This window comes from Streptomyces sp. NPDC048436 (genome assembly GCF_043200355.1).
GTDB lineage: Bacteria > Actinomycetota > Actinomycetes > Streptomycetales > Streptomycetaceae > Streptomyces.
Genome location: NZ_JBICXP010000008.1, coordinates 16,489 through 28,131, shown reverse-complemented (window position 1 = coordinate 28,131; position 11,643 = coordinate 16,489). Strand labels below are relative to the sequence as shown.

The 11,643-nt window shown below is 67.7% G+C and carries 11 protein-coding genes; 6 read left to right on the top strand and 5 right to left on the bottom strand.

The annotated features are described in order from the left end of the window. The 3 genes from ACGFX9_RS26135 to ACGFX9_RS26125 form a co-directional block, all read right to left on the bottom strand. Nucleotides 1–2,342 (bottom strand): trypsin-like serine protease (locus ACGFX9_RS26135; protein WP_393476682.1); only part of this gene is annotated, 2,342 nt, incomplete at its 3' end. Nucleotide 2,343: 1 nt separating this feature from the next. Further along, on the bottom strand, nucleotides 2,344–2,646 hold the full coding sequence (locus ACGFX9_RS26130; RefSeq protein ID WP_393476679.1) for a trypco2 family protein: 303 nt from the start codon (nucleotides 2,644–2,646) through the stop codon (nucleotides 2,344–2,346). Between the two features lie 367 nt (nucleotides 2,647–3,013). After that, entirely contained in the window at nucleotides 3,014–3,268 is a 255-nt protein-coding gene (locus ACGFX9_RS26125) for a hypothetical protein (protein ID WP_393476676.1), read from the bottom strand. 245 nt (nucleotides 3,269–3,513) lie between these two features. Here ACGFX9_RS26125 and ACGFX9_RS26120 point away from each other — a divergent pair, with 245 nt between their 5' ends. From ACGFX9_RS26120 to ACGFX9_RS26105, 4 genes are all read left to right on the top strand, one after another. Continuing rightward, nucleotides 3,514–3,753, top strand: coding sequence for a DUF6207 family protein (locus tag ACGFX9_RS26120; RefSeq protein WP_393476673.1), 240 nt, complete (start codon nucleotides 3,514–3,516; stop codon nucleotides 3,751–3,753). Nucleotides 3,754–4,023: 270 nt separating this feature from the next. Then, a complete protein-coding gene (locus tag ACGFX9_RS26115; RefSeq protein ID WP_393476670.1) occupies nucleotides 4,024–4,356 on the top strand; it encodes a hypothetical protein in 333 nt (110 codons plus the stop codon). A gap of 70 nt (nucleotides 4,357–4,426) precedes the next feature. After that, entirely contained in the window at nucleotides 4,427–6,652 is a 2,226-nt protein-coding gene (locus ACGFX9_RS26110) for a DnaB-like helicase C-terminal domain-containing protein (RefSeq protein WP_393476668.1), read from the top strand. Next, on the top strand, nucleotides 6,652–7,215 hold the full coding sequence (locus ACGFX9_RS26105; RefSeq protein WP_393476665.1) for a hypothetical protein: 564 nt from the start codon (nucleotides 6,652–6,654) through the stop codon (nucleotides 7,213–7,215). The genes ACGFX9_RS26110 and ACGFX9_RS26105 overlap by 1 nt, the downstream gene beginning before the upstream one ends. Nucleotides 7,216–7,321: 106 nt before the next feature. Here ACGFX9_RS26105 and ACGFX9_RS26100 read toward each other — a convergent pair whose 3' ends face one another. Then, nucleotides 7,322–8,668 (bottom strand): hypothetical protein, encoded by a 1,347-nt coding sequence (locus ACGFX9_RS26100; RefSeq protein WP_393476662.1) that lies wholly within the window; start codon nucleotides 8,666–8,668, stop codon nucleotides 7,322–7,324. Between the two features lie 204 nt (nucleotides 8,669–8,872). Between ACGFX9_RS26100 and ACGFX9_RS26095 the strand changes: the two genes are divergently transcribed. Then, nucleotides 8,873–9,562 carry a hypothetical protein gene (locus ACGFX9_RS26095; RefSeq protein ID WP_393476659.1) on the top strand — a complete coding sequence of 230 codons (690 nt, stop codon included), beginning with the start codon at nucleotides 8,873–8,875 and terminating at the stop codon, nucleotides 9,560–9,562. A gap of 303 nt (nucleotides 9,563–9,865) precedes the next feature. Next, the gene (locus ACGFX9_RS26090; protein ID WP_393476657.1) at nucleotides 9,866–10,591 is read left to right on the top strand and encodes a hypothetical protein; all 726 of its coding nucleotides are present in this window, start codon (nucleotides 9,866–9,868) and stop codon (nucleotides 10,589–10,591) included. Here ACGFX9_RS26090 and ACGFX9_RS26085 read toward each other — a convergent pair. Then, nucleotides 10,556–11,638 carry a hypothetical protein gene (locus ACGFX9_RS26085; protein ID WP_393476655.1) on the bottom strand — a complete coding sequence of 361 codons (1,083 nt, stop codon included), beginning with the start codon at nucleotides 11,636–11,638 and terminating at the stop codon, nucleotides 10,556–10,558. The genes ACGFX9_RS26090 and ACGFX9_RS26085 overlap by 36 nt on opposite strands. Nucleotides 11,639–11,643 lie beyond the last annotated feature (5 nt).

The following is an 11,643-nucleotide window of genomic DNA, read 5'->3' as shown; positions in this document are numbered from 1 at the left end:
CGGACGGCTTCTTCGGAGACCGGCATCGCCGCCTCCCGCCGACCCACCTCCGCCAACCGGACCGCGTGGTTGTTCAACGACATCGCAAGGTCGGGTAGGTAGGCGCCCCGGTTATCCCGGGCAAGATGGGCGAATAGTTCGGTGAGGATCTCGGTGACGGCAGCGCTGAAGAACGCCAGGCTGACCGATGTTCTGGGCAGGATGGCGCTGGCGCGCCATACCTGAGTGGGCAACGCCGATGGATCATCCTTGGCCAGTTGGTGCAAGCTGTCCAGCAGCAGCCTGCGGTGGCCGGGCACGGTGGCGAGGAGCGGTGCGGCGGCGGCGAACGGATCGGGGCATCCTGTGATCAATTGTGTGATGCCCTGGCCGACCACATCGTGGAATGGCCGGTGTGCAGCGGTGCGTACCAGGGCGAACAGCACTGACTGGGCGCTCTGTAATTCCCCTGTCAGCGTCCCAATCTGGGGCAGCAGAGCGGCGTGGACTTGGTCGTTGAAGTGGTTGGTGTCGGTCAGGATTCCTCCGAGGAGGTGCTCGGCCAGCCGGTCGGGCTGTATCGGGCCGGTCGCGAGACGTTGGCCAGGCGGCGGTGGATAGAGGGTGCCGAGCCAGTCGACGACGTCGTCCGCGTGGTCATGGGTCGCCAGCTCGCCCACTCGCCGGGCGGTGTACGGGTCGCACGGGCCCAGCAGAATTGCTCCCGCCAGCGCCCGGTCCAGTGCTTGGAGCGCCTGCCTGCGACGCCGGTTGGTGGCCGTGGCCGTGGACAGCACTCCTGCAGCGAGCAGGCCTTTGCCTGCTGCGGTACGGCGCAGGTAGTCACGTTCGTGCTCCACCAGCCGACGCTCCGGGCTCTCGTCCGTCACCCGCGTGACGCCGCTGGCGCTCTGCAGCAGGTCCAGCAGGGCGATCATCTGCGATGTGAGTGCATTGCCGTCGCCGATGAAGGCCGGCGGGTCGGACATCAGCCGGTTTGCCAGCGCCGACCATGGCGCTACTGGCGCCTGGCCGATCGGCGGTTGGGGAAGATGTTCCAGTGCTCCGGCCAGCTCGGCGACCGCGGCGGTGTAGGCCTCGTGCTGTGCTGCGTCACCGGTGCTGAGCGCCTCCAGAGGCAGACTGCTTGCCGCGGGCCCGAGCAGCGCTGTCAGGTCCTGCCACCACGCCCCCCGGGCCCTGGACAACAGCAGCACACGCACCGGGCGCTGCCCTGGACGCTCGGCCAGAGCGCTCACCAGAGTGTCGACGAATACCGGGTGGACCTCGGCGTAGTCACACACCACCAAGGCCGCAACCGTGGAGTCCGCCAACTGCTCGGCCAGCAACCGCGCGCTCGCTTCCTGTTGCCTCTCGTGCAGCAGACCCCGGGCGGCCCTCTCGTCCACAGCACGGGCCGGTTCGGTCAGCCCGGCCACCCAGCCTGCCTCCCTGCTGGCCTGGCAGAACCTACGTGCCAGACGGCTCTTGCCCTGCCCGCCTTCACCGGTCACCAGCTTGACCGACACGCTGGGCCCGTCATCGCGCCATGCGGTCAGCTCCGTCAACTCACCATGCCGGCCGTGGAAAGCGACGGCCTCGGCTGCTGCTGCGAGCAGGGACCCGGGTGTACGCGCCGTCACCGGCGCCATACGGCAATCAAGTGAGCCGGCTAACTCCACCGGCTCGACCAGGGGGAGCGCCCCCGTCTGTTTCCGGACCAGCTCCACGAAACGCGGCTCCCTGGCGAAGCGCCACACCGCTGTCGCGTGCAGTCGGCGGTTCTCGAACTGCTCATCATCTTTGACAACAACTCCGACGAGCAGCCCCTGACAGAACACCGCTGCCCCCGACACCCCGTCCCAGGCACGCTCACCGGACGCCCGAAGACGCGGCCCGGCAATCTGGTCCAGGACGAACGCACCCCCCACCCCGGTGGCCAGCGGCGGAATCGTGCCACCCAACTGCTCCACCCCCCGCACACTGTCCTCGTACTCGGCCAGCAGCGGAAATCCCATCCCCGTGTACTCCAGCGGCCGTGTGCCCACCGGCTGCCCCCAGCGCACCGGTTGCTCACGTTCCACCGGCCGGTCGAGCTCCAGCAACGCCACATCCCACGCCCCAGGGCCCGTGACCGGGTCTCCACCAACGGCTGGCCAGCACACCCGTGCCCCCACCCGCGTCGGCGCATTATGGCCAATGTGCCCGATACGCACCTCGATCCGCGGCCATACCTCGCCCCCGCGAGCAATCACATGGTGCGCGGTCAGCACCAGCCGCGGCCCGACCAGATAGCCGGAGCCACAGCTCTCCGCCCGCGCATCCGTGCCCGCCCGGATGTCCGCCAGCCGCAGCGCGTCCATCTCACTCGCCCTCGTCCCAATCCCGCCCCTGCCCCCGCTTCACCTGCGCTGTACGCCCGCCCAACGCCTCGTCGCGCACATTGAGCTTGAGCGTCAGCCGATGCGTGTGCGCGCTGCCCAGCTTGGCCCCGGCACCAACCGACACCACCCCGAACGACACCTTCGCTTCCGGCCCCCCTTCCTCCCGCAACTCCACCAACAACTCCACCTCCACCTCGGCGATCTCAAACCGCAACTGCTGGTGCGCTCCCGCGTCCTGGACGTCGCCCAACTCGCGCCGCAACTGCTCGATCGTCTGCGCCAACCCGATACGCCCCACCCGCGTCCCCCCTTCCCAACCCGCATGCCCGCCCCTTGGGGCAGGAGTTGGCAGCGAGCGAACCCACACACCGCATCACCCGAGACAAGCCCATCTGAGCTACTACGGTCGTCGGCCCACCCGTTGGCAAACCCGCTAGACACAGCTGTAATCCATCAACCCAGATCGGCCTGAATCCGACAAGAGGTGCGAGCGGCACAAGCTGGCTGCGCTCCCTCTGAGTGCCCCAGCAAGTCGCCCGCCAATTGCCCTAGGCCACAACGACGCTTCGTGACTCACGTACCTCAAAAGGCCGGGCTGCCATACAGTGACACTGCGACAACGGCTGCACCGCACAGCTCACCCGCGGAGTTCAGATAATGCGGGTGGTGCAGCCGTCCTGGTCGGCGTCCACCCAGTGCTTGAAGCTCGTGCGCTGGTAGCCGGTGCGGTCCTCGTCCTTGACGGTCAAAGACTTGAGCGCGGCCTGGAGCGGCTGGGTGACGGTCTCGCCGGCCCTGGGCACCGGGTGCGGACTGTCGGCGGGGGCGGCGGCATGGGCGGCGGCCGGGAGGGTCAGGGCTGCCGCGGCGGTGAGTAGAATGGCAGTGGGGGCGATGACGGGCACGGGTCTCCTTGAAGATCACAAAGCGTTCGTGCTCTTCGTAGCGAGTCGGTGAACCCGACGTGCCGTGCACGGTGTTGGTGTCACCCGCGTGAGGGGTAAGTCAGATCGGTGCGCAACGGCGCCCCGTCAGAAGGCATAGGCTCTGATGCGGGACTGTCTGCGGGCACTTCTTCTCAGGTATCCCGTGGGGGTGAACTCGCCTGCCGGGACGAACCGGGCCCGGGGTCGCATGCGTCGGCAGGTGCATGAGTCACACTGCGCATCTGACCCAGCCGGGCCTGGCCCGCATCACGATCCACTCGGCGGACGCCGAGACGGTCAACGCCGTGGCGTATGCGATCGCCGCGCATCTGAATGCCACCGGGCCCAGCCAGCCCTACCGGATTCCCGGTGAGGACGGGGTGTGTGTCAGCCAGTACGGATACGCCCAACCACCGCCCGCGGAAGGGGATCAGCCGGTGCGGCACACCGTTAGCGGGTTGTGACTGCGCAGGGGTGTGCCAGTCGTTGAACGTGTTGTGCACGTGGGCCCGGGGTGAGACGTCTCCTCCGGGCCCACGATGGTTTTCCGCATGCGTCGGCTGTCCGGCAAGGCGCAGTCTTCCGCAGGCCCGGCCCCGTTCCTGCGCTCTGCCCCCCTTGACTTGCTCCGAGCTGACCGCAAACACAGGAGGGCTTACTTTAGAACTTGTTGTAAAGTTGCGCCCAGTGTGGTAACTTTACAACAAGTTAAGAAGTAGCTGGAGGGTGACCGGGTGCTGCAGATCCAGATCGGTGCCGAGCGCGCCGCGGATGCGGGTGACCCGCTGGGGCGAGCCGTCCTCGGCTGGCGTCCCGGCATGAGTGCGGCCGAGGCCTGGGAAGCCGGGCGCGGCATCTGGAAGTTCAACGCAGACCGGGCTCTCTCGCAGGACGAGGTGCAGATCATCAACACCGCAGGCACCGTGCTCGCGGTCGCGAAGATCACCGGGATCAGCAAGCACGGTGCCCGCTACGCCCTGGAAGGCAAGCTCCTGCACGACGACCTGCGGATCGGCCGGCCCACCCCCTGCCCGCATCTGTCCCGCAATCCCGTCACCTACATCTGAACGGCCCGCTTCGGTGAGCGACTTCCACGCACCCGGCTCGCGTACGGCATCCCCCAAGGGAGAAGACACGGTGGACAGCGAGAACACACCGACAGCGAAGCCCGCACCCCGCAAACTGGCATCCCTGGGGGGCAAGGTCGGTGACGTCCTCGCGCCCGCCGTACACGGCCAAATCTTCGGGCTGCGGGACCTGGACGCGGCCACCGGCGGACTACAGGTAGGACAGCTGACCCTGGTGGCCGCGGCCCCCGGCACGGGCGGCAGCCTCCTTGCTCTGGCCGCGGCCCGCCATACGGCGCTCATCAAAGGCAGGCCCGTGCTGTATGCGGCCGCGGGTCTGACGACCGACGTCGTCACACGCTGGATCATCGCCGCGGAGGCAGGAGTTGACCTGCGCAGGCTGCGCTCGGGAACCCTCACCGCACCCGAACAGCAAGCCGCCGACACAGCCGGCGCCCGCCTCAGCCAGCAGGCCCGACTGTTCTTCGACGACGGCGTCGGCCTGACCGCCGAAGCCATCGCGCAGACCGCACCCTACGTGGACGCTCTCGCCTTGGTCGTCGTGGACCGCCTGCACCACCAAGCCGACCCGCACATCCCGCTCTCCGGGAGCCAGGTGCCGCCCGCCGTACGCGCCTTGACGCACCTGGCCCGCCAGCTGCACGTGCCGGTCATTGCCGTTTTGAACACCGATGACGCCGAGGCCGTGCGCGGCCTGGACGCGGACGTGACCCTCACCCTGGCCGCCGCTGACGGCGAAGGAATCGCTGAGGTCACCGTCGCCGAGCGGGACTTCGGACAGACCACAATCCGCCTGCGGGCCGACCTGAATCGCGCCCGCTTCACCGACGCCCCCGCGCCGCCCGCACCCACGCCGGCCGCGTCTTCTACGCCGAACACGGGCGTCACCACCCCGCCAGCCACCGACCCGCTCACCGCTATCGAGCAGGAACTGGCCGAGGCCGCTCTGCCCTTCACGTCCGGCGCCGCCCGGGGCCTGCCTGCCGATGCCCTGCAGCTCCTGGCCGACCACCGCGACGCGGTGCTCAAGAAAGAGACGGAAAGGCTGCCGGACCTGCGTGCTTACACCGCTGCCCTGGCATCCGCCGCCGGTCTCATTCTCCCCGACACCTGTGAGGGACAGCGGCTGCGCGCCGCACTGGATGCCTTCGCCACAGCCCACCGCGCCAACAGCACCCCGGCCCCTGTCACCGGAGACGAAGCAGAGACAGAGACCGGCCAGGATGCCCCCGCCGACGCCCTGACGCAAGACGCCGAGGGCAGCGACCTGGTGGCTGCAGACCAGGCCTCACCCATGCGGGACCAGGAGCCGACCCCGGCGGGGCAGGAACAGGATCTGCAGCCCGGTGACGAGGACGAGGAGCCCGAAGGTTCACCGTTCCCCGCGCTGCGCCTCCTCAAGGAAGCCGTCGGCCGCTCGAAGATGCACCCGATCCCGGTGATCCGCAAAGGTGAGCGGGACACCGAGCCGTGGACCCTGTTCAACGAGGTCATGGACGGTGAGCCGCGCTGGGTGCATCCCGAGGTGGAGAGCGTGCGCACCCGGGGCGGCAAGCGCCGTCAGCTGATCGTGCCCGACAGCTTCGGCCCCGGACAGTTCTGCACCATCGACCGTAACGGCTCCTACCCCTCCGCCTGCTCCGCCGTCACCCTGGCCCCCAACAAACTCCTGCCGACCGGAGCTTTGGACCAGCGCGCCAAGGACCAGGCAGGACTCTTCCAGATCGACCTGCCTGCCTGGGGCCACGCGAACATGCCCCACCCGCTGGGACGCCTGGCCGAACGCCCGGACGGCCAGGGCCGCGTGCAGGTGACCACTCCGCACATGGAGCTGTTGGAAAAGCTGATCGGCCAAGGGCACATCACGGAGCCGCTGCGCATCCACGACTCTTACACCGGCCGCGCCAACAACAGCCTCCTCAAGCCCTTCTATCAGGAGGCGAAGCAGGCCCGCACCGAGCTGATCGATGCGGGCGGGGAGCCATACATCGAGTACAAGCGGCGCCTGTCGATCGCGCTGCGTCTGCTGTGGCCCAAGGGAGAGCATCTGAACTCCCCGTTCTGGCGTCCCGACTGGCGCCTGAGCATGGTCGCCGAAGCCTCCGTACGCCACTGGGTCAAGGCCTGGGGGGCCGTCCAGGATGGACACACCCTGATCGCCCTGCGCAACGTCGATGAGGCCGTGTTCTGGACCCCGGACGGCACCGCACCCGCCACCTACAAGGTCGGCACCGGTTTCGGCGAGGTCAAGGTCAAGCAGGGGGGTGAGGACTGATGCCCCAGGGCCAGGGAAACACCCTGGGCGCAGCCCTCAACAGCCTGCTCGCCGCCTTCGGCGTCCAGCCCAAGTCACGCCTGTCCTCCTACAAGGCCAAGACCTGGCACGCCCAGCTCGTCCACCTCACCCAGACTCACCGCGGCTACGCGGCCCTCGAGGATGCCGGGCTCCACATCACCCACGCCACCCTCATGAAGTGGCTGGCCGACGACGAATACAACGTGCGCCGCAGCTATCGCGACCTCATCGCGCAGGCCTACGAAGCAGCCGCAATCATCCCTCCAGACCCGATCCCGCAGGCCTTCAAGGACCACCAGTTCGAGATCCGGGGCGTCGTCAAGACTGGCGCCGACGAACGCGACCGCGGCGCCGGCGGCAGCGCGCCGTTGCGCATCGACGGTCGCAACGGCCACTGGGCCTCCATCGAGGCAATGTGGCGCGAAGGGGAACTTGGCGATGGCGAGTTCGAGGACGACTTTATCGATTTCGTCATCTGCGACGATATCGGCGAAGGCACCGACGGCTGGGACTTCCCCGGCGGCGCCTACACCGTCACCTGAGGTGCCGCGCGGGAGAGCCGCGGGCCTGCGGCCGCTGTCCTGGGAGGCGGGGGCCGAAGGCGGACCCCTTCCCCCCGGAACGCGTTGTCCGGCCCGCTCTACGTGATCAGAGCCGGTGGAGGGGAGCCGTGCTGTCGACCCAGTGCCAATTCTGTGGCTGCCACTGCTTCTTGAGGGCGGTGCGTTCCTTGGCGTAGGAGCGCAGCGCATCCTCCACGACCTCGCCGAGGTCACCGAGGGCGGCGGGGCAGGGGATGCGGAGCAACAGGTGCTGCGTGCGATGCACGAGGATCAGCTCGCCCGCCGGGGCGCAGTCCATGAGCGTGAAGTGCTTGAGGAGCTTGTACCTCTTATCCTCCAGGTCCAGGCGCTGAGCGCGGATTCCGTTGGCCGACCAGGCGAACAGACCGTACCGGTTGAGGTGGTAGATCCGTTCGCGTATCGGGTCGGCGGCGATTTCGAAGCAGAAGCCGGTGAAGGGGCTGTCGCGGTCTAGGTGCATGCCGCCCAACTGACCGACGATTTTACCTTGGTCGCTGACCAGGACGAAGGCGAACCGTTGGCCGCGGCTGCCGCCCCGGTAGATGTGGCCGTAGACGGGGATGACGAACAGGTCCTCGCGCACCACCGCGGGCCGCCCGAGCCGGGCATCGTCCCAGGCCCACCGTGGAGCGGTCTGCTCGAGTTCGGTGAGGTGCTCGGTCAGTGAGGGCCGCGGCCGGTGGTCCATGCCCACCGGCTCGCCGTTGAACAGAAGGTCGGGCCGAAGGTCGGCTTCTGTCTGCTTGACGGGTTGCGCCTCCATGGAGGCAAGGGCCCGCAGAGTTGGTTTTGAGGTCGGGATAAGGGGCTGGTCGGTGATCGAGACGATGTTGTCGAGCGGACTGCCGTAGTTGTAGACCCCGAACTCGCCCGCCGTACACAGCAGCCGACCGGCGGGGGTTGTGCTGATCCAGGAGGCGAACGCGTCGCGCGGCCCGTCCTCGTGCTGGCTGTGGGTAGCTTTGTAATGCGCGGTCACCGCTGTGAGGTCTGCGGTGATCAGATGGGTCTGGTCTGCCCAACCGGTGGCCGCGAGCGTCCCGTCGGGCAGGACGCACAGTCCGCTGGCCCCCCACAGTTCTTCGCCCAGCCCCGTCGTGGGGCCGCCCAGTGTCGTGTCTTGGCGCACGAGATCGCTCTGCCCGGAGACAGCGGTGGCCAAAGGTGTGCCGTCCGGGGCGTACCGGGTCACTAGCGCGTAGCCGAAGTTGCCCTTCGCCGGGTCGGCTTCATCGTCTGCCACCCCGTAGGTAAAGCGGCTGGTGCTGTAGAGGGTGTAGATCTCGCCGCAGGGCGTGGCGGCGACGTCTTTGACCGTCAAGCCCAGGCCGTTGGAGCTCTTTACTTCCAGGTCGACGGCGTGGTGTTCGATGAGCGCGGAGGGCAGCGGCACGGGTATGGCGTGAGTCATCACACCATTCTCACCGGCACCACTGACAACACCCGTTCACCCACATCCTCACGACCGATGCCTGTCGACGACAGCGATCAGGTGGTCCGGCGGAGCCATTCCTCGGCTTCGCCCGTCAGAGGCGCCCGCGCAGCCCATTCCACATCCCGGGGGAGTGGCTGCCGCGTACAGGCGTCGCATCAGCAAGTGAGCTGAGGGGGCCAGTTGGTTCCTACGAGCGTCTATGCCGAGACGGGCCAGGGGGGGCGAGCGGGACGCGAGAACTCCAGCCTCAACGACCTGCCCCTCAACGACAAAGCCGTCCACCACGCCCGCAGCAACATTCTGCTGGGGATCATGGCCCCCGGCTACAACCACCGGCACCCGATGCTGCGCGAGTTCATCAAAACCCACCAGCTCGACAAGCTCCTCAGGCCGTTCGGCTCCCGGGACCCCATGACCTCGGTCATCCAGACTCGCCAAAACCTCTACCTGCGACTGTTCGAGCACATCTGGGGCCCCAAACGGCTGGGCCTGCCAGTCGACGTGCCGCCCGAGCTGGACGGCTCCGCACAATCCGCCATCTCTACACGCCAACTGGTACCGCGGCGCAGACCGGGCGGCCGACGCACGGACGTCGCCAAAATGATCCAGGCTCAGGTCTTGAAGGCCGGCACCCGGATCGTCCTCACCTACCGCTCCGGCGAGCACTGGGCCACCATCGACGAAGACGGGGGCATCATCCTCGCGGCGACCGGAGGAACCCCCTACGGTCGAGTCGACGAGGCTGGCGCAGTCGCCCGAGGCACCAAGACCTGTCAGGGCATGAACGAATGGCACGTCGAGGACGAGACCGGAGCGCGCACCAGCCTGAGAACTCTGCGTGACCGTGCGGCAGACGCCGGTCTCCTATAACGAGCAACAGAAAACAGAAGGAGCCCGAGCACCACTTCTAGAAGGCAACAAACTGCTGTTGAGCCGAAACCCGTGCCCCCCGCACCACCCGGCGGGGAGGCGAGTTCTGCTTCAGAGAGTGCGGTGGACGGTCGGCTGCTGTGCGATCAATTCGCTGGACGGGACGGCCTCTTCGGAGAGTGGTCGTGGTGGTGGGTGGCCTTGGATTCGGGCTTGCTGGTGGGCGGGGCTACTCTGGCGTTCTTCGTTACCGGGTTGGGGGTTGGGGTGAGCCGTGCACGTGTTGCCGTTGGGCTTTGTGCGGTGGCCGTGGGCGTGGCGTGGATGTTCGGCGGGGCGGGCGCGCTTCAGTCCAGTGTCCGGGCGGTGGGGGAGATCGTGCCGTACGTGGCGATCGCCGTGGGGTGTTTCGCCTTGTTGCGGGCGGTGGTGCCGCAGGGCTACCTGGTGGGCCCGTTTGTGTTCATTCTGGGCGGTGTTGCATGGCTTGCTACCGCGACGGGTTACCTGTCCGGCCGGGTGGGCAGCCATGTTATTCCTCTTCTTGTGGTTACGGCGGGCGCGGGGGTGGCGCTGAGCAGACCGCGGCTCGGTCCCGGACGGGTGATGGTGCCGATTGTGCGCTTTCAAAGTCTGCTGGTTCCGGTGCGCGAGCGTGTGGAGGAGTCGAGGACGCTACAGAAGGTCGTGATCCGGTCCGTCTTCGGCTACGCGAGGATCGACGTCTCCCGCATCCTGGTCGACTCCCGGGGCGACTTGGACGACACCTCCCCCTGGCTGGTGGATGTCGATGTGTCCGTCCTGTTCGGCAGGGTGGAACTCCTGGTCGGGCAGGACTGTGCGGTGGTGCCGGGGAAGCTGGGGCAGGCCTACGGGGTAATCCTGGAGGAGGCGGCCGTCAGCGTGCTGGCCTCGGCGCGCACGGGCGATGACAAGAAGAACGACTCGGCGCGGGACATGCGCCTGAACGTCTTGGGACTGGGCGGCGCTGTCTCAGTTCGACCCGCTTTGGCTCTCCCGGCCGGCTGAGCAGCAGCGGCACGGCTCGGGATGGTCGAACTGTCGCTCGGCTAAGCCGTTGCTTGCGTCTCCTAGCGCCTTCGTGCCGGCATTGGCGGGATTCAGCTTGGGATCGTGCAGGAAGCTATTGAGCTGCTTGTTCAGCATCAGTTCCTGCGCGGCGTTCGGGGGAAGCTTGTAGTGGAATGCTGCGGCGAGATCGAAGCGGTGCAGGTCGAACGCGGCCATGAGAATCAGTTTGTGTTCGCGTGAGGCACTGGCGGCACCTCGGTAGGCGACGGTGGCCAAGGCGGCAGCGAGCGGTGCGGCCAGCGACCACATGTCCAAGCGCAGGGTCAACGGCAGGGATGCCAACGCGATCAGGCCGAAGCACACGGTGAGCGAGGCGCTGACCGTGATGAGGTCGAGCTGCCGTTTGATCGCCAACTGCATCGGTGCGGAGACCGTGGGGAACATGCGCGGGTAGGCGAGCCGGACGTCCAGCCCATAGCGGTGTCCGGCGACGTACTCGGCGTCGCGCAGGATGTTGCCGAGCAGGGTCGGCATGATATCCACGTCACGCTCGGGATAGTCCTGGAACGCGGCGGTGGCCTGTTCCCGGATACGGCCGGCCCGAGCTCTTGCCCGCTGCCGGAGCGCCAGCTCAGACAGCGTGGCCCGGCCCGCGCGTGACGCCGTGCCGCGCTGCGCCGCAGCCGAGCGCTGCAGCGAGGCGTTGTCCCTGCGCCTGCGGTGTCGCTCGGCAGCCAGTGCGCGGAGTTCACCGACTGGGGCGGCGGCGCTCCAGTACCCCTCGAGGACCTGGACGAGCCCGACCTCGAAGGGGCGCAGCAGGACGCCGCCGAGAAAGGCGCCGAAGGTGAACAGGACGGCGGCGGCCGCGTCTTCCTTCCCGGGAAGAATCGCGCTAAAGTCCGGCGGCGCCTGCAGGTCGTACAGGTGGGCGCGCGATATCACCGCGATCACCGTGACCACGAGAACGCCTGGCAGCACATTCAGCAAACTGAAGCTGCTGCCGAAACTCTTCGTACTCGCCTTGATCAGGTCACCCAGCATCCCGC

What these genes read in the sequence shown, in the direction of transcription:
- ACGFX9_RS26120 (WP_393476673.1), top strand. Translation starts at nt 3,514, where the DNA reads ATGAGTCACACTGCGCATCTGACCCAGCCGGGCCTGGCCCGCATCACG.
- ACGFX9_RS26085 (WP_393476655.1), bottom strand. Translation starts at nt 11,638, where the DNA reads ATGCTGGGTGACCTGATCAAGGCGAGTACGAAGAGTTTCGGCAGCAGC.
- ACGFX9_RS26105 (WP_393476665.1), top strand. Translation starts at nt 6,652, where the DNA reads ATGCCCCAGGGCCAGGGAAACACCCTGGGCGCAGCCCTCAACAGCCTG.
- ACGFX9_RS26100 (WP_393476662.1), bottom strand. Translation starts at nt 8,668, where the DNA reads ATGACTCACGCCATACCCGTGCCGCTGCCCTCCGCGCTCATCGAACAC.